Source organism: Falsiphaeobacter marinintestinus, assembly GCF_007923355.1.
Taxonomy (GTDB): Bacteria; Pseudomonadota; Alphaproteobacteria; order Rhodobacterales; family Rhodobacteraceae; genus Phaeobacter_A; species Phaeobacter_A marinintestinus.
Genome location: NZ_VOGO01000006.1, coordinates 14,932 through 33,064 on the forward strand (window position 1 = coordinate 14,932; position 18,133 = coordinate 33,064).

Below are 18,133 nucleotides of genomic sequence, written 5' to 3' on the forward strand. Positions count from 1 at the left end.
GATCTGTGGCGGTTTTGGAACAAGCCACGACACGATTTGGCGTGAACACGCCGGGACATTGGAAAAAGCTGCGAAAAAAAATGGTAGGGCGACGTTAATGACGACCGGAAAAACCACCAGGGGCCGCGAAGAATTGGTCGCAGCCCGTCAGCAAAGCCGGGGTCTGTACTGGACTGTCGGTCTGTTCAGCTTTTTTGCGAATATGCTGATGCTGACCGGGCCCCTGTACATGTTGCAGGTCTATGACCGCGTTCTGGGCAGCCGGTCCGAAGAAACGCTGGTGGCGCTGTCACTGTTGGTCGTCTTTCTGTACGGCATAATGGGCATCCTTGATTACACACGGGGCCGGATCATGGCGCGGGTTGGCGCACGGTTTCAGGACGCTTTGGACAAACGCGTGTTCGACGCGATGATCCGCCGGTCTGCCGTGTCAGCCGATTCCAACGCGCAAACCGGACTGGCCGATCTGGAATCGGTGCAGCGTCTGATCAGCTCTCCGGTTCTAACAGCGGCCTTTGATATTCCCTGGACGCCGATTTTCCTGGCCGGGATCATGCTGTTCCATCCCTGGCTGGGTATGCTGGCGCTGGGTGGCGGTGCGGTGCTGGTCTTTATCGCTCTGATGAACCAGCTGTTTTCGCGCGGCCCAATGATTGAAGCCAACGTTGCATCGCACCGGGCGTCGATGATGTCCGAAGAGATCCGCAACGAAGCCGAGATGATTCAGGCCATGGGCATGCGCACAGCCGCGTTTGAACGCTGGAAGTCGGCCCGCGAAAAATCGCTGGTGCAAAGCGTCAGTGCGAATGATGTCAGCGGGTCATTCACGTCGATGACCAAAACGCTGCGCCTGTTCCTGCAATCGGCCATGCTGGGCCTGGGTGCCTATCTGGTGTTGCAGGGCGAAGTGACAGCGGGCGCGATGATCGCATCGTCGATCCTGATGGGTCGAGCGTTGGCTCCGATCGAACTGGCGCTTGGTCAGTGGGCGGTGGTTCAGCGGGCCGTGCGCGGCTGGAACAATCTGGCCGAATTGCTGAGCAATGTTCCGCCCGAGCTGACCAAGACCGAATTGCCCAAGCCCAAGGCCAAGCTGGACGTGCAATCCCTGACTGTGGTGCCTCCGGGTGATACGCGGGCGCAGTTGAAGACGGTGACGTTCAAGATTGAGCCGGGGCAGGCGCTGGGCGTCATTGGTCCGTCGGGTGCCGGAAAATCGACACTGGCGCGGGCTTTGACCGGGGTCTGGAGACCTGCAGGGGGAACCGTGCGGCTGGATGGTGCGGCGCTGGACCAATACGCGCCGGATGTTCTGGGTCTGCATATCGGATATCTGCCGCAACGGGTGCAGTTGTTTGAGGGGACCATTGCCGAAAACATTGCCCGCCTATCAGGTCAGCCGGACAGCCAAAAGGTCGTCGCCGCGGCCCAAAAGGCTGCCGCGCATGAGATGATTCTGGAACTGCCCGATGGTTATGACACCCGCATCAACGCCGGTGGCGGCAGGTTGTCTGGTGGTCAGATGCAGCGAGTCGCTCTGGCGCGGGCCATGTACGATGAGCCTGTCCTGCTAATCCTGGATGAGCCGAATTCGAACCTCGACAACGAAGGATCGATGGCTTTGAACAAGGCGATCCGGGCAATGAAAGAGGCCGGGAGTTCGGTGATGATCATGGCGCACCGTCCGTCTGCAATTCAGGAATGTGATACGCTTCTGGTGCTGGATCACGGCGCCGTTAAAGCCTTTGGGCCGAAAGATCAGGTTTTGAAAGACACTGTTACGAACCATCAGCAATTGCAGAAAACCAAGGCCATGGGAGGTGTGAAATGAGCAATTCAACGTGGTCCGCACGACGCCCCGTCTTTATCGGTCTTTTCGGTTTGCTGGTGCTGGTCGGCGGATTTGGCGCCTGGGCCGCGTTTTCGACAATCGCAGGCGCGATTGTTGCGCCGGGTCGGATCGAAGTCGATCGCAATCGCCAGATTGTGCAACACCCTGATGGTGGCGTTGTGTTCGAGATCATGGTCGATGAGGGCGATACTGTCGTTGAGGGGCAGCCTCTTATCCGGTTGGACGCAAATCTGCTGAAGTCTGAACTGTTGATCGCGGAAGGCCAGTTGTTTGAACTGATGGCGCGGCGCGGGCGTCTGGAAGCTGAACGGGATGAACTTGAGACGATCACATTTGATCCCGAATTGGTCGAAGTCGCCAGCGGCCGGCCCGATGTGCAGGACCTGATCGACGGGCAACAGCGGTTGTACGTCGCTCGCAAGGCGTCGACCACGCAGGAAATCAATCAGCTGGAAAAGCGCCGGGCGCAACTCAACAATCAGATTGACGGAATCGAAGCGCAGCAGGCCTCAATGGATGTTCAGCTTAAACTGATCCAGCTGGAGTTGGAGAATCAGCAAACACTTTTGGACAAAGGCCTTGCGCAGGCGGGCACCGTGTTGAACCTGCGGCGGACCGAAGCGGATCTTCAGGGAGATCTGGGCGAATTGATTGCCAGTCAGGCCCAGACCGAAGGCCGGATCACGGAAATCGACATCGAAGTTCTGAAACTTGGGACGGCGCAACGCGAAGAGGCGATCACACGTCTGCGCGACTTGCGATATCGCGAACTGGAACTGGCCGAACAGCGCCGGTCTTTGCAGGAACGCCTGTCACGGCTCGACATCACAGCGCCGGTTTCGGGGATTGTCTACGGGTTGCAGGTGCAAACCGTGCGTTCGGTCATTCGCCCGGCAGACCCGGTGCTGTATATCGTACCACAAGACCGCCCTCTGGTGATTGCCGCGCGGGTGGACCCGATTCATATCGACCAGATGCATGTCGGGCAGGAGGTTATCCTGCGGCTATCGGCATTGGATCAGCGCCAGACGCCGGAACTGAGCGGCAACGTCACGCAAATCAGTGCGGATTCGTTCGAAGATCAGGCCAGCGGCATTTCCTATTATCGCGCCGAGATCGAGCTGGCTAAGGGTGAGATTGCAAAACTGCCGGAAGGGTCTGTCTTGATCCCCGGGATGCCGGTCGAAACCTTTATTCGCACGGCGGATCGCTCGCCATTGGCGTATCTGGTGAAGCCGCTGGCGGATTACTTTACCAAAGCCTTCCGCGAGACCTGAGGCGACCCGCCTGGCGGGGCTGTCGAAGGTTGAGTATTTGGAAAGAGAAGATGCCAAAGGCGGGTCGCTTTTTGGCGGGCCTTTCAGCCTGAAAGCAACGGTTGCATTTTGCGTGGCATCGGGGCAGCGTCGCGTCGAACCTGAATGAACGGAGTCGCGATCATGACCATCGAAGCCAAACTTGCCGACCTGGGTGTCACACTGCCGGACGCGCCTGCGCCAGCGGCGAATTATGTGCCGTTCGTGCAGATCGGAGACATCGTCTATGTCTCGGGCCAGATTTCGAATGACGAAAACGGGCTGATCATCGGCAAACTGGGCGACACGATGGAGGTCGACGCGGGCGCAGCGGCGGCCAAGCGGTGTGCCATCAACCTGCTGGCGCAGGTGCGCGCGGCCTGCGGGGGCGATCTGGAGCGGTTGGTGCGCGTGGTCAAGCTGACCGGTTTTGTCAATTCGACAGCCGATTTCACCAACCAGCCTCAGGTGATCAACGGCGCGTCTGATTTTCTGGTCGAAGCGCTGGGCGATGCCGGACGGCATTCACGCTCAGCCGTTTCGGCGGCGGCGTTGCCTTTGGGCGTTGCGGTGGAAATCGAAGGGATCTTTCAGGTCCGATGAAACCGGCTCTTTCCGACGGGTTGCTGCGGGTGCCCATCGCGCACCGTGCGTTGCACGATATTGCCCAGGGACGCCCCGAAAATTCTCGCGCGGCGATCCGTGCCGCGATTGAAGCCGGGTATGGTATCGAGATTGATTTGCAACTGAGTTCAGACGGTCAAGCCATGGTGTTTCATGACTATGATCTTGCCCGGCTGACCGGTGAAAGCGGCCCGATTCAGGGGCGGAGTGCGGCGCAAGCCAGTCAGATTGTCCTGTTGCACGGGGATGGCGAAACGATCCCGACCTTGTCCGAGGTGCTTGAGATCGTCGGCGGGCAGGTGCCGGTTCTGATCGAGCTGAAAGATCAGGATGGCGCGATGGGGGCGAATATCGGAAGGCTGGAGGCCGCTACGGTGCAGGCTTTGGACGGCTATGACGGCCCGGTGGCTGTGATGTCTTTCAACCCGCACAGCGTGGCCGAGTTGGCCCGGCTGGCACCGGACATTCCGCGTGGGTTGACCACGAGCGAGTATGATCCAAAGGACTGGCCGTTGTCCGAGGCAACCTGTGCCCGGTTGCGCGATATCCCGGATTTTGAAGCCAGCGGCGCGTCCTTCATCAGCCATCATGCTGTAGATCTGGCCAACCCAAGGGTGCGCCAGTTGTGGGACGATGGTGTGCCAGTGTTGTGCTGGACGATCCGGTCGCCCGAAGCCGAGGCGGAGGCGCGCAAACTGTCGGATAATATCACCTTCGAGGGCTATCTGGCCGATCTTCCGGCTTGATCCAATGGCGTCAGACCACAGATAGTGATCAGGCGCGGAGAGATTATGGACCAGGCTCAGATCGAGATTAATGTACTGACCTCTCTGTCGCAGATCGCGGCAGAAGATTGGGATGCCTGCGCCTGCCCGGAAGCGTCCGATGGTGGCGCGCCGCTGGATCCGTTCACGACCTATAGGTTTTTGCGCGCCCTTGAGACCAGCGGGTCGGTCGGGGCGCGATCCGGGTGGGAGCCGCGGTATCTGGCGGCCTATCTGGACGGGATGCTGATTGCCGCAGCGCCGATGTACATCAAGCACCACAGCCAGGGCGAATACATCTTCGACCATAACTGGGCCCACGCGTATGAAAACGCGGGCGGGCATTACTATCCCAAGTTACAGATCGCGGCCCCATTCACGCCTGCGACGGGGCGGCGGTTTCTGGTGCGGCCCGGGTATTCCGGTGTGGGTGAATCGGCGCTTGTGCAGGGCGCGGTGCAACTGGCGTCAGACAACGAGGTCAGTTCTGTTCACATAACCTTTTGCACCGAGGATGAAGCGGCGAAGGGCGAGCAGATGGGCCTGATGCACCGGACCAGTCAGCAGTTTCATTGGTTGAACCCCGGGTATGACAGCTTTGATGCGTTCCTTGCCAGCCTGTCATCGCGCAAACGCAAGAATTTGCGCAAGGAACGTCAGCAGGCCAATGCGTTTGGTGGCACCATTCAGATGTTCACGGGTGACGATCTGCAGCCCGAGCATTGGGATGCGTTCTGGCAGTTCTATCAGGATACCGGTGCGCGGAAATGGGGGTCTCCCTACCTGTCGCGGGCGTTTTTTGACGAGGTTCAGGCGCATATGCGTGACGATGTCATGCTGGCTTTGGCAGAACGCGATGGTCGCTGGGTGGCGGGGGCGCTGAATTTCATCGGGCGTGAGGCGTTGTTTGGCCGCTATTGGGGCTGCGTTGAACATCATCCCTGTCTGCATTTCGAACTGTGCTATTATCGGGCAATCGACTTTGCCATCGAGCACGGATTGCAGCGGGTCGAAGCGGGGGCGCAGGGGGAACACAAGCTGGCGCGGGGGTATCTGCCGACGCAGACTCATAGCCTGCATTGGATTGCTGATCCGGGTTTCGCCGACGCCGTGCGCAAGTATCTTGCGGCGGAGCGCGAGGCGGTTGCGGAAGAGATCGAAATCCTGACCGAATACGGGCCTTTCCGGAAGGCACATGTGGAGGAGCAAGAATGACCGAGAAGATGTCAGAAGAAACCCGGGGGCCATTGCTGGACCCGCTGTTCGCCACCGGCTGGGAAATGGTTGAAGGGCGCGATGCGATCACCAAGACCTTTCGCTTTGACGATTTTGTGGATGCGTTCGGCTGGATGACACGTGTCGCGATCTGGGCCGAAAAATGGGATCATCACCCGGAATGGAGCAATGTCTATCGCTCGGTCGACGTGGTTTTGACCACACATGATGTCGATGGGCTAAGCGCTTTGGACGCGAAACTGGCGCGCAAGATGGACAGTCTGATCTGATCTCTCAGCGGCGACCAACCCCCGAGGCATAGGCCGAATTGGCAGCTGCGAACATGCGGTTGAATTCGTCTTGTGTGACAAAGCCATCCGAGTAATTGATGCCAGACGGAATGCGAGCCGGGTTTTTGCCGGTCAATTGGACGGACCCTCGGCTGGTGTTCAGATCAAAGCAGCGGTTGTTCAGGCAATTCCTGCCGTTCTGAATGCTGATCTGCGTGGCACCGGAATTTGACGTGCGTACCGGATTATCCGGCACCTCGCAGGCGGCGACCAGCAGCAAGGCGGGTATGGCAAATCTGTACAACATAGCTCCTCCTTTGGAAGAAACTGCGCCGCAACCCAAGGTGGCCGCGGCGCGTATTCAGGTATTACATCGACGCCAGAAGGCCTTCGCCAGCGGACACTTCGCAGACACCGGGGCTTTCTTCTGGTTGGAACAGGGTCACTTTGCCATCCTCCACCAGCATCGCATAACGACCCGAACGGGCCATCAGGCCAGCAGGGGGCGCGTCAAAGTCCATGCCGATGGCCTTGGTGAAGCCGCTGTCAGCGTCGGCCAGCATGGTGATGCCAGCAGCAGCAGCGCCGGTTGCATCGCCCCAGGCTTTCATCACGAAGGGGTCATTGACCGACACGCAAATGACTTCTTCAACGCCCTTGGCGTCGAACTGATCCTTCGTGCGGATAAAGCTGGGCACGTGTGCCGAATGGCAGGTCGGCGTGAAGGCGCCGGGAACGGCAAAGATCACAACTTTGCGGCCTGCTGTCTTTTCTGCCAGGGACACTGCGGCGGGTCCATCGGCTGTCATCTGGATCAGGGTTGCTTCGGGCAGTGTGTCGCCAACTGAAATCATATTATTCCTCCGTTTTGTAGGTATTCGCACATGGCGGTTCCAATTGCATATAAGCCCTACGCTCATGTAGGTTCCCACGCAATGAAGACCATTAATTGATGGGAGAGATACAGGTGTCTCACTATGTCGTGATCGGTGCGGGGCAGGCAGGCGCATCGCTTGTCGCCAAATTACGCAAAGACGGGTTTACAGGCGAAATCACGTTGATCGGGGCCGAGCCGGTGTTGCCCTATCAGCGTCCGCCGTTGTCCAAGGCGTATTTGCTGGGCGATATGGCATTGGAACGTTTGTTTTTGCGCCCCGAAAGTTTCTATGCAGAACAGAGCATTACAGTGAAACTGGGACAGCCGGTCACGGCCATCGATCCTGTTGGTAAAACCGTGACGGTCGGGGATGAGGTGATCGCCTATGACCAACTGGCCCTGACCACCGGGTCTGATCCACGCCGCTTGCCAGCCGCGATCGGCGGCGATCTGGACGGCGTTTTTGTGGTGCGCGGGTTGGATGATGTCGATGCGATGGCGCCGCATGTCGTCAAGGGCAAGCGCGCCTTGATCGTTGGCGGTGGCTATATCGGTCTGGAAGCCGCCGCAGTCGCTGCCAAGCTTGGTGTCAAAGTGACATTGGTTGAGATGGCCGACCGCATCCTGCAACGGGTCGCGGCCAAGGAAACGAGCGACTATTTCCGCACGCTCCACAGTGAGCATGGCGTTGAAATCATAGAAGGAATCGGGTTGCAGCGTTTGGTCGGGACTGATGGCCGTGTAACTGGCGCAATCCTAAGCGATGACAGTGAGATCGACGTCGATTTCGTCGTTGTCGGTGTGGGCATCGCCCCGTCGACGGCGTTGGCCGAGATGGCCGGGCTTGAGATCGAAAACGGGATCAAGACTGATGCACTGGGCCGGACGTCGGATGCATCAATCTGGGCGGCGGGCGATTGCGCATCTTTCCCGTATCGCAAGGGTCGGTTGCGGCTGGAAAGCGTACCAAATGCGATTGATCAGGCCGAATGCGTGGCGGCCAATATGATGGGCGGCGAAACCGCTTATGTGCCGCAGCCATGGTTCTGGTCGGACCAGTATGACGTCAAATTGCAGATTGCCGGGCTGAACACCGGGTATGACCATATTGTGTCGCGTCTGGGCGACGGTCAGACGGTATCGTTCTGGTACTACAAAGGTGGCCAGTTGCTGGCGGTTGACGCGATGAATGATCCACGCGCCTATATGGTGGGTAAGCGTTTGATCGACAACGGTAAAACCGCAGATCCAGCCATTGTGAGCGATCCCGAGGCGGATCTTAAACCCCTGCTCAAAGCGTGAGGATCATTGCGGGCGCGTTCCGGGGGCGGGCCTTGGCCTCGGTTGGCAAAGGCGATGCGGGCGCGCATCTGCGCCCGACGACTGATCGGGTGCGCGAAAGCTTGTTCAGCGTTCTGACTTCGCTGGGAGTTATTGCCGATGCGCGGGTGCTGGACCTGTTTGCCGGAACGGGTGCTTTGGGGTTGGAAGCCCTGTCGCGCGGGGCAGAGCACGTGACCTTTGTCGATGACGGGCGTGTGGCGCAGGGGCTGATCCGCAAGAACATCGGGTTGACCGGGGCCACGCATACGCAGTTGATCCGGCGGGATGCGACGAAGTTGGGGCCCAATTCTGATGCGCCCTATGACCTTGTGTTCCTTGATCCGCCGTATGGCAAAGGGATTGGGGAAAAGGCCTTGTTAGCGGCGGTGGATGGCGGCTGGATCGCAGATAACGCATTGATAGTATGGGAGGAAAATGCACCGATGATGGCGCCTCCCGGTTTTGAAATGCATGATGCGCGCAAGTATGGAGACACCCATATCACGCTGTTGTGGCGCGAAGACGGAGCCGCATCATGACAGGTCTGGTCATTTTTGATTGTGACGGCGTTCTGGTCGATAGCGAACGCGCGACCAACCTTGTTCTGGTCGAGGATCTTGCCGGATACGGGCTGACCCTGACGCTGGAAGACTGTTTTCGGATGTTCGTTGGCGGGACGATGTTGGGCGTTGCCGCGAAGGCCCGCACACTGGGCGCGGACCTTCCAACCGACTGGGTCGATCAGATCTATGCCAAGATGTATGCGCGTCTGGAAGAGGGCGTTCCGCTTGTCCCAGGTGTGCGTAACCTGCTGGGTTATTTGGAAAATAATGATATTCCGCATTGCGTTGCGTCAAACGGACACGAGGCCAAAATGCAGATCACATTGGGCCAGAATGGGCTTTGGGAGCAGTTTCAGGGCCGGATCTTTTCGGCTTATACGCTGGGCGTTTCCAAACCTGACCCGGGATTATTTTTGGCTGCGGCAGAGCAGTTTGGCGTGCAACCAGCCGAGTGTCTGGTGGTCGAAGACAGTGCCACCGGTGTGACCGCCGCGGCGCGGGCCGGAATGCGGTGTCTTGGCTATGCCCCGCTGGGGGATGGGGCACAGTTGCAGGCGTTGGGCGCGACGGTGATCCTCGACATGGCCGAGGTGCCCGCACATATCCTGTGACCGGCTAAACCCCTGCGGGGCAGGAGTTTGGGCCGTTTTGTACATCCCAAACCGGGGCGATGTACCGTTTTGTACTGCCCCGGAATGAGACAATCACCGTGAGACTTGCCCGGGAAAAAATTCCCCCGGGTCACTCGCCATATGTGGGGTGAAATTTTCCGCCGGGTGACAGGGTGAAAATGTCATATCCATCAGCCGTGACCCCGATCGAATGTTCGAACTGCGCGGAAAGGGATTTGTCGCGGGTGACGGCAGTCCAGTCATCGGCCAGCGTCTTGGTCTCGGGTCGGCCCAGATTCACCATCGGTTCGATGGTGAAGAACATGCCCTCTTCCAGAACGGCACCGGTTCCGGGACGGCCATAATGCAGAACATTGGGCGGAGCGTGGAACACGCGGCCAAGTCCGTGACCACAGAAATCACGAACCACGCTCATCCGGTGGGCTTCGACATAGGCCTGAATGGCGTGGCCAATATCGCCGAACGTGTTGCCCGGCTTGACCATTTCGATGCCTTTGAACAGGGCGTCATGTGTGACCTGGATCAGACGCTCGGCCTTGCGCGGCAGTTTGCCGGCTGCATACATGCGGGACGTGTCGCCGTACCAGCCATCGACGATCACGGTGACGTCGATGTTCAGGATGTCGCCATCCTTGAGCACCTTGGCCCCCGGGATGCCATGGCAGACCACGTGGTTCACGGAAATGCAGCTGGCGTGCTGATAACCTTTGTAGCCGATCGTTGCCGAGGTCGCGCCATTGGCTTCGACCATCTCGGTGATCTTGCCGTCGATCACTCCGGTTGACTGGCCGGGAAAAACAAAGGGGGCGATGTCATCCAGAATTTGCGCCGCCAACTTTCCAGCGGCGTGCATCCCGGCGAAATCGGACCGGTCATAAAGGCGGATTCCATCTTTGGTCACACGACCGCGTAAATCACTTTTCAAAATACGCTCCATCATTCTGCGCTTGCATCCTATTTAGGACGATTTGTGGGGAAGGACCAGAGGTGAGCCGCACAGAGAATTCAAGACGGCGTCAAGGCGGCAAACGGCGCGTTTACAGTTGCTTAAGATGCCGGGACTTGCCCGATGGCGGGGCTGGGCCTTAGTGTGGGATGATATTTCATCGTGTCTTTCATTCTGTGACTGGAGGTTTTTCATGCGTATTTCCGGCTTTTCCGCCCTGTGTCTGAGTGCTGTTTCGGTGGGTCTGACCATCCCGCCCGCAGCGGCTGATCCTTGTCGCGAGACGATTGCGGCCATGTTTCAAGGCGGGGCGATGGACCCGTTTGTGCGCCCCAAGCGGCATGAAACGACGATCCGGCACAATCCGGACGGCAGCGAAACCATGGTCACGGATGTGTATTGGGAAACGGTTCTGAAGTCGGTTAGCAAGTCGGGCGGCAATTATTATCTGACCTATGATCTGGACATGTGGTCGGGGCCATCTTTTGACGGGCCGTGGACGCCAACAGGGTCAAAATTGCCAGCGGATTTTGCCGAGATGACGCGTCAGATGAACGTTCAGCAGGCGGCCAACTTGTCCGAGACATCCTGTCCGGGCGAGGTGGCTGTCGATGGTCAGACGCTGGTCAAATATGTCTATCGGACCAAGACCGATACAAATGTGCACGGAAGCTGGTTTGGCGGGCTTTATACGGCCTTTCTGGATCCGGCGTCCGGACAGTTGGCCCGGTTGGAAACCGCCGAGATGACTGCATCCTGGGCCCCCGATCCGGCGGCGTTTGTGGACATCACGACCGTGGTTTACGACCCGTCGATTTCAATTGTCAGACCGCAGTAGCGATCTGCACCGGTAAGGGGTTGGCGACGTCGATGCTGTCGGGGGACAGGGTGCAGCCAAGGGCCATCACCTCGACACCCGCCCTGGTCGCGGCGGCAAGGGCGGCGGCATAGGTCGGATCTATATCGGCGGCCACAGTGACGGTGCTGCAATCGGTGCGCTGCACCAGATACAGCAGGATCGCGCGGTGACCGTCGCGGGCCATGTCGGCCAATTCGCCCAGATGTTTCGCTCCGCGCGCGGTGACGCTGTCGGGGAATTCAGCAAGACCGGGCTGGCGGGACAGGGTGACGGATTTGACCTCGACATAGGTGTCGGGCAGGCCCGGCTGGGTCAGCAGGAAATCGATGCGGCTGGCCTGACCGTATTTCACCTCGGGGCGGACGGTTTCATAGGCGTCCAGATCGGGGATCTGACGGTCGATGAGGGCGCTGCGCAGGGCGCGGTTGGGGACCGAGGTATCGACGCCGGTGAAATGGCCATTTTCATGGTCAACCAGTCGCCAGCCGAATTTGAGCTTTTTCTTCGGGTCGTCGTTAGGTTCAAGCCAGATCTTCATGCCGGGTTCGGCCAGACCCATCATCGAGCCGGGGTTGGCGCAATGGGCGGTGACCTCGCGCCCGTCATCCAGAGTGCAATCGGCGAGAAACCGTTTGTAGCGACGTATCAGCCGGGCGGGGACAAGAGGGGTTTGAAAGCGCATGAAACCCGGCCTATACCTGCCCGGGCGGCCCTTCAAGACCGCCCACTCACGAAAGGGACGAGATGACCAATCCTACCGCAGCTATGTTGGTGATCGGCGATGAAATCCTGTCAGGCCGGACCCGCGATTCGAACATGTACTATCTGGCCGGTGAACTGACCAAACACGGCGTCGACCTGCGCGAAGTGCGCGTGGTCAGCGATGATCCGGACGCGATAACCGGCGCGGTTCAGGCGTTGTCGGCGGCCTATGATCACGTGTTCACCAGTGGTGGGATCGGGCCGACCCATGATGATATAACGGCCGATTGCATCGCGGCCGCCTTTGGCGCGTCGATTGATGTCCGCGATGATGCGCGGGCGTTGCTGGAGGCCCATTATGCGCGGACCGGGGTTGAACTGAACGAGGCGCGGTTGCGGATGGCGCGGATTCCGGATGGGGCGACGCTGATCGACAATCCGGTATCGACCGCGCCGGGATTTACGCTTGAGAACGTCAATGTGATGGCCGGGGTTCCGGCGGTGTTCGAGGCCATGGTGGCCAGCGTTCTGCCGACGATCACCGGGGGCGCGCCGCTGTTGTCGCAATCCTTGCGGATCGAGCGGGGCGAAGGCGAGATCGCGGCGACGCTGAACGCGTTGGCGGCTGATTTCAGTGATTTGTCGATTGGATGCTATCCGTTTCAGAAGAATGGGGTGTTCGGGGCAAGCGTGGTTGTGCGCGGGTCTGACGGGGCGCGTATCGACGCGGCCATGACCCGGCTGGCCGGGGAGCTTGGCCTTTGAGCACGCATCCGTCGATTGCCGAGATTGTTGACGGGACGTGGCCTGCTGCGGAGTATCGGCAGGTTGGCCCGTGGACCCTGCGCCGGGGTGACGGGGGCGGCAGCCGGGTGTCGGCGGCAACTGTGAACGGTGCCTTTGACGATAGCGATATCGATGCAGCCGAGGCCGCGATGCGCGATATGGGGCAGCGCCCGTTGTTCATGATCCGGCCCGAGGATGCGGCGCTGGATGCCGCACTGGCAGCGCGCGGGTATGAGGCGTTCGATGCGGTCAATATCTATGAATGCGGCCTGGATCAGCTGACTGACCTCCCGATCCCGCGCGTGACGGTTCTGGTGGTTTGGGAACCGTTGGCGATCATGTGCGAGGCTTGGGCCAGCGGTGGCATCGGTCCGGAACGGCTGGCTGTCATGCAGCGCGCCAAGGGGCCGAAAACCGGGCTGCTGGGGCGCTATAACGACAAACCCGGCGGGGTCGGGTTTGTGGCCATCCAAGGCGACGCCGCGATGGTGCATGCGCTTGAAATCCTGCCGCATCAGCGCGGGATGGGGTTGGGCAAGTGGATGATGCGTGGTGCGGCCATTTGGGCGCGCGATCACGGCGCCACCCGTATGACCGTATTGTGCACGCAAGCGAATGACGCGGCGAACGGCTTGTATTCCTCGCTCGGAATGCGTGTTGTGGGGCAGTATCATTATCGACGCACGCCGAATGAGGAGATACCGACGTGACTGACACCAGACCCGTGACCGCGCTTGATTTGCCGATGGTCGACCCGTTGCCCGAAGCTACGCAGAAGTATTTTGACATTTGCGTCGACAAGCTGGGCATGGTGCCGAACGTGCTGAAGGCGAACGCGTTTGATATCGACAAGCTGAACACGTTTACGGCCATGTATAACGATCTGATGCTGGGGCAGAGCGGGCTGAGCAAGCTGGAGCGCGAGATGATTGCCGTGGTCGTGTCATCGATCAACAAATGCTTCTATTGCCTTGTGGCGCATGGCGCAGCGGTGCGGCAATTGTCGGGCGATCCGATGCTGGGCGAGATGATGGTGATGAACTATCGCGTTGCCGATCTGGATGCGCGGCAGCGCGCAATGCTGGATTTCGCGGCGCATATGACCACCTCCAGCGCGTCGATCGAAGAAGAGCACCGGCAGGGCCTGCGCGATGTCGGATTCAGTGATCGCGATATCTGGGACATCGCCAATGTCGCGGCGTTTTACAACATGACCAACCGGATCTCGAGCGCGACGGCGATGTGGCCGAACGAAGAGTATCACGCCCAACACAGATGATCAGAACTGCCGTCGTCACCTTTTTGTTTCTGGCCGTGGCCCCGGCTCTTGCCGCGCTGGAGCTGCCGGTGACCGCGCGTGAGCAAGCCGAACGCATCAGCCCGCTGGACAGTTATGCGCTGCCCATCGGCCCGTTTGCGGATGGGGCGATTCCTGCCGAATTGATCGAAGGGCGGATCGAGCGGCGCAGCTGGCGGATTGATGGCGGATCATCGACGACGTTGCAGATGCTGGCCCCCTTGCGCGCGCAGATAGCGGCGCAAGGGTATGAGACCATTTTTGAATGCGCGGACAAGGCGTGTGGCGGGTTTGATTTCCGCTTTGGAACCGAGGTTTTGCCCGGCCCGCACATGTATGTGGATCTTGGGGATTTCCGGTTTCTGTCGGCGCGACGTGCACCGGGTGACGTTCAAAGCCTTTTGATCAGCCGCACGGCAGCGTCGGTTTATGTGCAGCAGATCATCGCGACCGAGGTGACGCAAGAACAGGGTATTCCGGTTGTCCTCCCGACCGAGACGCCTGTTGCGCCACTTGCAGAGGATCTGGTTTCGCGGCTGATGGCGCAAGGCCATGTTGTTTTAAGCGACTTGGAGTTCAGGACAGGGGCCAACGAACTGGGCGACGGCCCGTTTGCGTCGCTTGAGGCGCTGTCCGGCTTTATCGATACCCACGATGATTATCGCCTTGTCTTTGTCGGCCACACGGACAGCGTTGGTCGCCTGTCTGCGAATATCGCCCTGTCCAAATCCCGGGCCGAAGCGGTTCGGGCGCGGATGCTTCGGGATTTCGATGTCTCGGGTGACCGGATCGAAGCCGAAGGCATGGGGTATCTTGCGCCGATTGCGTCGAACCTGACCAAGGCGGGACGCGAGGCCAACCGTCGGGTCGAGGTCATCCTGCTGCCGAAATAGCGGAAATTGTGATAGGCTGGGCGGCATTAGGGCTCTGGTTTTCACGAGGATATTTCACATGCAGATCGACGAGGAAGAGTTGCGCCGTTTCGAAGATGATCTGGCCGACCGGCTGGAAAACACGGTCCGCAAACGAGTCGTTACCTATTTTGCCGCCATGGGCGTGTTCGTGTCCGGGGTTCTGGGTTTCTTTGGCTATAACGTGATCCAATCGGCCAAGGTCGCCGCCGAGCTGCGGGGCGATGAACTGGTTCGGGACGTGAACCTGAAGGTCACAAACGATGTGGCCGCCCTGCGCGACAATGCACAGACAGAAGTCGATCAGTTTCTGAGGTTTTGGCAGGAGCGGGTGGATACCACTTTGCAACAAATGCAGACCGCAACGGGAGAGGCCAACGTCGCCGCGCAAAAGACGTTTTCTCGGTTGGAAATTCTGGACGACCATCTGGAGCGGCGCGAGGAAAAGCTGCTGGATGCCGAGACTGAGGCGCAACGCCGCTCGGCACAGTTGACGCAGATGGAAAAGGACGTGGACCTGACCCGGACCGAGGTCGCCAACGACGTGACCCACCTTCGTGCCAGTCTGGACGGGATCAAGACCGAAATCTCGACAGCTCAGGAAGAGCTGATCAAAGAGATTCAGGCCCAGTCGGATGCGTTGCGGTCGCGCAATACGGACCAGGCGCAGGCCAGCCAGGAAGGGTTGAGCACGCTTGCAACGGGGTTGGACAGCCTGGCCGAGCAGGTTGAACAGCTGAGCGCGCAACTGGTGGTGTTGCAGCAACGCATAACGGATGGCACCGGCCCGCAGGGTGGTGTGGACGAAGCCGCGATTGATGAGGTGCGTGGGTTCGCCCAGTCACAACAGATCGCGCCGCCGCCAGAAATGATGGTCGAACCCGTGGTCGTCGTCGAACAGGAACCGCTGTCGCTGGTCTATGTGCAATTCGCCGGCGTGGGCCGGTCGATTATCGAGGGCATCTCGGACGAATTGCGGCTGTTCGGGTATGAGGTGCCGCGCGAGGAACGGCTGTCATCTTCCGCAAATCTGCAGGAGGTCCGGTATTTCTGGAAAGAGGACCGGGCGGCCGCGCGGGCGCTGGCGGCCGAGGTCAATCAAATCCTGATGGATCAGGGGTATGTGAACCGAGTCGGTGTTGAGGATTTGACCGGCTGGTCGAAGGGGCCGAAACCGGCGCAAAACACGCTGGAGCTGTGGCTGGAACCCAAGCGCTAAAAAGAAACCCCCGAAGCCAAGCGGCGCCGGGGGCAGGTTGGGTTGCCAAGGGAAGCAACATGAAAAGAGTTACCAGTTGGTCGGGCCTTTGTCGGCGAATTGATGCGCCAGGAAATCGATAAAGGCGCGGACCTTGGGCTGGGTGAAACGGCCCGGCGGGTAGACGGCATAGATGCCTTGGGTTTCCATCGGAAGCGACGGCATGGCGTCTTCGATCAGGCCTTCGTCAAGGGCATCTGAATAGAGATAGCTGGGCAGATAGGCGATGCCGAGGCCCGAAATCGCGGCGTTCAGCAAGGATTGGCCGTCGTTGACACTCAGCCAGCCAGCGGTGCGCACCTGACGCTTTTCGCCGGATGGCGCGGTCAGTTTCCAGACATTGCCGCTGGACTGGTTCGAATAATGCAGCAACTTGTGCTCGTTCAGATCGTCGATCTTTTGCGGGCGGCCATAACGCTCGAAATACTCGGGCGAGGCGATCATGCGCTTGGTGGTTTCGGTCAGTTTGCGGGCACGCAGGGTGCTGTCTTCCAGCTCTCCGATTCGGATCGCCATATCGAACCCTTCCGAAATCAGTTCGACGTAGCGATTGTTCAGAACCATGTTCACGGTGATCTCGGGGAAGTCGGACAGGAATTCGGACAGAACCGGGGACAGGTGATTGACGCCGAAGTCGGTCGCAACCGAGATCCGCAGAAGGCCGGATGGCGCGGATTGCATGGATGTGACCAGCGCGTCGGCTTCGCCAGCATCGTTCAACACGCGGCGGGCGCGGTCATAATAGGCAAGGCCAATCTCGGTCGGGCTGACACGACGGGTCGTGCGGTTCAGCAGGCGGGCACCAAGGCGCGCTTCCAGGCTTGAGACGTGTTTGGACACAGCCGATTTGGAGATCCCCATCTTTTTGGCCGCATCGGTGAATCCTCCTTGATCCACGACATTGGCGAAGGCTTCCATTTCGGTGAGACGGTCCATTTAATTTTCCTCGGCTTCTCGTGTTCCGATGACCTGTATCGCTTCAGATCTGGGCAAGAACGGGGCAGTCTTGGGATAATATCAGGGTTTTGATGTGGATCGTTGAGCGCGCGGAAACGTAGAAACAGTCGTTTCCAGTGTGTTGAGACGGGATTGCGCGGCCTGCGCCCAACAGGAGGAGATCACCGTTAGGGGATCGACGACTGGCGGGAGCGTTTCGGGTCTAGTTGCTGGGTGGTGTCGGCGGTTTGGTCCGTGTTGCTGACGGCGTTTGGCGCGGTTCAGACGCTTTGGCTTGCGCGATCGGGCATGAACAGCGTGTCGAACCGGGCTGCGCCTTGGGTGGTCAAGGTGATCACGCGGCCCTCGCTTGCGCGGGACATCCAGCCAAGGTGCTCCATACGGGTCAGCATGGCGCGGCCGAGTGTTCCGGCGAGGTGATATTGTCGCGCGCTCCAGTCCAGGCATTCGCGGCACATCGGGGCGCGGCTTTTTTCGAGTTCGGCCAGATCTATGCCAAGATCAGTGACGAACCGGGTGCCGGTGTCGGTCAGGGTGACCGCGTCGCCGTCCAGGGCCAGGTGCCCGCATGCGCGCATGGCGCGAAACATCTGGACGCCGCGTTCACCGGCGAGGTGATTGTAGCACACCCTTGCGTGGCGCAGTTCGGGGTCTTTCGGACCGGTCCGCACCCGCAGGTGACCGCGCCCTGCCGCGAGACCCATGAGGCCTTCCAGCGCCTGGGCAACGTCATCGCCGGAGAGCGACACATATCTGTGCCGGCCTTGCTTGAGTACCGTGGTAAGCCCGCCCTCTTCCAGTTTGCGCAAATGGGAGCTGACCGTTTGCGGGCTGACGCCGGCTTCGGTGGCCAGTTCGCTTGCCGTCAGCGCCTTGCCGGACATGAGAGCCGTCAGGATGTTGGCACGGGCCGGGTCGCCAATCAGGGCGGCGAGTCGGGCGATGTCGGGTCCGTCTTTCATAGTTCGATCATAATCGAAGC

Annotated in this window: 21 protein-coding genes; 15 read left to right on the forward strand and 6 right to left on the reverse strand. The window is 59.6% G+C overall.

Translation table 11 applies throughout. The annotated features are described in order from the left end of the window. Positions 1-97: 97 nt before the first annotated feature. The 6 genes from FOY56_RS13645 (at position 98) to FOY56_RS13670 (ending at position 6,040) form a co-directional block, all read left to right on the forward strand. Complete coding sequence (locus tag FOY56_RS13645) at positions 98-1,831, forward strand: type I secretion system permease/ATPase (RefSeq protein WP_146346416.1); 1,734 nt, start codon at positions 98-100, stop codon at positions 1,829-1,831. After that, on the forward strand, positions 1,828-3,129 hold the full coding sequence (locus tag FOY56_RS13650; RefSeq protein ID WP_146346417.1) for an HlyD family type I secretion periplasmic adaptor subunit: 1,302 nt from the start codon (positions 1,828-1,830) through the stop codon (positions 3,127-3,129). The genes FOY56_RS13645 and FOY56_RS13650 overlap by 4 nt, the downstream gene beginning before the upstream one ends. Positions 3,130-3,291: 162 nt before the next feature. After that, positions 3,292-3,750, forward strand: a complete 459-nt coding sequence (locus FOY56_RS13655; protein ID WP_146346418.1) for a RidA family protein — start codon at positions 3,292-3,294, stop codon at positions 3,748-3,750. Then, a complete protein-coding gene (locus tag FOY56_RS13660) occupies positions 3,747-4,517 on the forward strand; it encodes a glycerophosphodiester phosphodiesterase family protein (RefSeq protein WP_146346419.1) in 771 nt (256 codons plus the stop codon). Before FOY56_RS13655 ends, FOY56_RS13660 begins: the two co-directional genes overlap by 4 nt. Positions 4,518-4,562: 45 nt before the next feature. Continuing rightward, the gene (locus FOY56_RS13665; RefSeq protein WP_146346420.1) at positions 4,563-5,750 is read left to right on the forward strand and encodes a GNAT family N-acetyltransferase; all 1,188 of its coding nucleotides are present in this window, start codon (positions 4,563-4,565) and stop codon (positions 5,748-5,750) included. Beyond that, positions 5,747-6,040, forward strand: coding sequence for a 4a-hydroxytetrahydrobiopterin dehydratase (locus tag FOY56_RS13670; RefSeq protein WP_146346421.1), 294 nt, complete (start codon positions 5,747-5,749; stop codon positions 6,038-6,040). Before FOY56_RS13665 ends, FOY56_RS13670 begins: the two co-directional genes overlap by 4 nt. 4 nt (positions 6,041-6,044) lie before the next feature. On the opposite strand, the gene FOY56_RS13675 is transcribed toward FOY56_RS13670, so the two are convergent. After that, positions 6,045-6,347 carry a hypothetical protein gene (locus FOY56_RS13675; RefSeq protein WP_146346422.1) on the reverse strand — a complete coding sequence of 101 codons (303 nt, stop codon included), beginning with the start codon at positions 6,345-6,347 and terminating at the stop codon, positions 6,045-6,047. A 61-nt stretch (positions 6,348-6,408) separates the two neighbouring features. After that, the gene (locus FOY56_RS13680) at positions 6,409-6,894 is read right to left on the reverse strand and encodes a peroxiredoxin (protein WP_146346423.1); all 486 of its coding nucleotides are present in this window, start codon (positions 6,892-6,894) and stop codon (positions 6,409-6,411) included. A 113-nt stretch (positions 6,895-7,007) separates the two neighbouring features. Here FOY56_RS13680 and FOY56_RS13685 point away from each other — a divergent pair, with 113 nt between their 5' ends. The 3 genes from FOY56_RS13685 to FOY56_RS13695 are packed head-to-tail and all read left to right on the forward strand — an operon-like array spanning position 7,008 to position 9,414. Next, a complete protein-coding gene (locus FOY56_RS13685) occupies positions 7,008-8,219 on the forward strand; it encodes an NAD(P)/FAD-dependent oxidoreductase (protein ID WP_146346424.1) in 1,212 nt (403 codons plus the stop codon). After that, entirely contained in the window at positions 8,216-8,779 is a 564-nt protein-coding gene (rsmD, locus tag FOY56_RS13690; protein WP_146346425.1) for a 16S rRNA (guanine(966)-N(2))-methyltransferase RsmD, read from the forward strand. Before FOY56_RS13685 ends, rsmD begins: the two co-directional genes overlap by 4 nt. Beyond that, on the forward strand, positions 8,776-9,414 hold the full coding sequence (locus FOY56_RS13695; protein WP_146346426.1) for an HAD family hydrolase: 639 nt from the start codon (positions 8,776-8,778) through the stop codon (positions 9,412-9,414). Before rsmD ends, FOY56_RS13695 begins: the two co-directional genes overlap by 4 nt. Positions 9,415-9,544: 130 nt before the next feature. On the opposite strand, the gene map is transcribed toward FOY56_RS13695, so the two are convergent. Further along, the gene (gene map, locus FOY56_RS13700) at positions 9,545-10,375 is read right to left on the reverse strand and encodes a type I methionyl aminopeptidase (protein WP_146346427.1); all 831 of its coding nucleotides are present in this window, start codon (positions 10,373-10,375) and stop codon (positions 9,545-9,547) included. A 199-nt stretch (positions 10,376-10,574) separates the two neighbouring features. On the opposite strand from map, the gene FOY56_RS13705 reads away from it, so the two are divergent. Continuing rightward, a complete protein-coding gene (locus FOY56_RS13705; RefSeq protein WP_146346428.1) occupies positions 10,575-11,219 on the forward strand; it encodes a hypothetical protein in 645 nt (214 codons plus the stop codon). Here FOY56_RS13705 and sfsA read toward each other — a convergent pair. Next, positions 11,206-11,922 carry a DNA/RNA nuclease SfsA gene (gene sfsA, locus FOY56_RS13710; protein WP_146346429.1) on the reverse strand — a complete coding sequence of 239 codons (717 nt, stop codon included), beginning with the start codon at positions 11,920-11,922 and terminating at the stop codon, positions 11,206-11,208. The genes FOY56_RS13705 and sfsA overlap by 14 nt on opposite strands. A gap of 62 nt (positions 11,923-11,984) precedes the next feature. Between sfsA and FOY56_RS13715 the strand changes: the two genes are divergently transcribed. From FOY56_RS13715 to FOY56_RS13735, 5 genes are read left to right on the forward strand one after another with little or no spacing between them, the layout of a single operon-like run. After that, positions 11,985-12,707, forward strand: coding sequence for a competence/damage-inducible protein A (locus FOY56_RS13715; RefSeq protein WP_146346430.1), 723 nt, complete (start codon positions 11,985-11,987; stop codon positions 12,705-12,707). Further along, positions 12,704-13,438 carry a GNAT family N-acetyltransferase gene (locus FOY56_RS13720; protein ID WP_146346431.1) on the forward strand — a complete coding sequence of 245 codons (735 nt, stop codon included), beginning with the start codon at positions 12,704-12,706 and terminating at the stop codon, positions 13,436-13,438. Before FOY56_RS13715 ends, FOY56_RS13720 begins: the two co-directional genes overlap by 4 nt. Then, positions 13,435-14,007 (forward strand): peroxidase-related enzyme, encoded by a 573-nt coding sequence (locus FOY56_RS13725; protein ID WP_146346432.1) that lies wholly within the window; start codon positions 13,435-13,437, stop codon positions 14,005-14,007. The genes FOY56_RS13720 and FOY56_RS13725 overlap by 4 nt, the downstream gene beginning before the upstream one ends. Then, positions 14,004-14,918, forward strand: coding sequence for an OmpA family protein (locus tag FOY56_RS13730; RefSeq protein WP_146346433.1), 915 nt, complete (start codon positions 14,004-14,006; stop codon positions 14,916-14,918). The genes FOY56_RS13725 and FOY56_RS13730 overlap by 4 nt, the downstream gene beginning before the upstream one ends. A 58-nt stretch (positions 14,919-14,976) precedes the next feature. After that, on the forward strand, positions 14,977-16,155 hold the full coding sequence (locus tag FOY56_RS13735; RefSeq protein WP_146346434.1) for a hypothetical protein: 1,179 nt from the start codon (positions 14,977-14,979) through the stop codon (positions 16,153-16,155). A gap of 69 nt (positions 16,156-16,224) precedes the next feature. On the opposite strand, the gene FOY56_RS13740 is transcribed toward FOY56_RS13735, so the two are convergent. After that, positions 16,225-17,130 carry a LysR family transcriptional regulator gene (locus FOY56_RS13740; protein WP_146346435.1) on the reverse strand — a complete coding sequence of 302 codons (906 nt, stop codon included), beginning with the start codon at positions 17,128-17,130 and terminating at the stop codon, positions 16,225-16,227. 281 nt (positions 17,131-17,411) lie between these two features. Next, the gene (locus FOY56_RS13745) at positions 17,412-18,113 is read right to left on the reverse strand and encodes an ArsR/SmtB family transcription factor (protein ID WP_146346436.1); all 702 of its coding nucleotides are present in this window, start codon (positions 18,111-18,113) and stop codon (positions 17,412-17,414) included. Positions 18,114-18,133 lie beyond the last annotated feature (20 nt).

Excerpts from the sequence above, each read along its gene's own strand:
- FOY56_RS13645 (WP_146346416.1), top strand. The coding sequence starts at position 98 with ATGACGACCGGAAAAACCACCAGGGGCCGCGAAGAATTGGTCGCAGCC.
- FOY56_RS13650 (WP_146346417.1), top strand. The coding sequence starts at position 1,828 with ATGAGCAATTCAACGTGGTCCGCACGACGCCCCGTCTTTATCGGTCTT.
- FOY56_RS13655 (WP_146346418.1), top strand. The coding sequence starts at position 3,292 with ATGACCATCGAAGCCAAACTTGCCGACCTGGGTGTCACACTGCCGGAC.
- FOY56_RS13660 (WP_146346419.1), top strand. The coding sequence starts at position 3,747 with ATGAAACCGGCTCTTTCCGACGGGTTGCTGCGGGTGCCCATCGCGCAC.
- FOY56_RS13665 (WP_146346420.1), top strand. The coding sequence starts at position 4,563 with ATGGACCAGGCTCAGATCGAGATTAATGTACTGACCTCTCTGTCGCAG.
- FOY56_RS13670 (WP_146346421.1), top strand. The coding sequence starts at position 5,747 with ATGACCGAGAAGATGTCAGAAGAAACCCGGGGGCCATTGCTGGACCCG.
- FOY56_RS13675 (WP_146346422.1), bottom strand. The coding sequence starts at position 6,347 with ATGTTGTACAGATTTGCCATACCCGCCTTGCTGCTGGTCGCCGCCTGC.
- FOY56_RS13680 (WP_146346423.1), bottom strand. The coding sequence starts at position 6,894 with ATGATTTCAGTTGGCGACACACTGCCCGAAGCAACCCTGATCCAGATG.
- FOY56_RS13695 (WP_146346426.1), top strand. The coding sequence starts at position 8,776 with ATGACAGGTCTGGTCATTTTTGATTGTGACGGCGTTCTGGTCGATAGC.
- map (WP_146346427.1), bottom strand. The coding sequence starts at position 10,375 with ATGATGGAGCGTATTTTGAAAAGTGATTTACGCGGTCGTGTGACCAAA.
- FOY56_RS13705 (WP_146346428.1), top strand. The coding sequence starts at position 10,575 with ATGCGTATTTCCGGCTTTTCCGCCCTGTGTCTGAGTGCTGTTTCGGTG.
- sfsA (WP_146346429.1), bottom strand. The coding sequence starts at position 11,922 with ATGCGCTTTCAAACCCCTCTTGTCCCCGCCCGGCTGATACGTCGCTAC.
- FOY56_RS13715 (WP_146346430.1), top strand. The coding sequence starts at position 11,985 with ATGACCAATCCTACCGCAGCTATGTTGGTGATCGGCGATGAAATCCTG.
- FOY56_RS13730 (WP_146346433.1), top strand. The coding sequence starts at position 14,004 with ATGATCAGAACTGCCGTCGTCACCTTTTTGTTTCTGGCCGTGGCCCCG.
- FOY56_RS13735 (WP_146346434.1), top strand. The coding sequence starts at position 14,977 with ATGCAGATCGACGAGGAAGAGTTGCGCCGTTTCGAAGATGATCTGGCC.
- FOY56_RS13740 (WP_146346435.1), bottom strand. The coding sequence starts at position 17,130 with ATGGACCGTCTCACCGAAATGGAAGCCTTCGCCAATGTCGTGGATCAA.
- FOY56_RS13745 (WP_146346436.1), bottom strand. The coding sequence starts at position 18,113 with ATGAAAGACGGACCCGACATCGCCCGACTCGCCGCCCTGATTGGCGAC.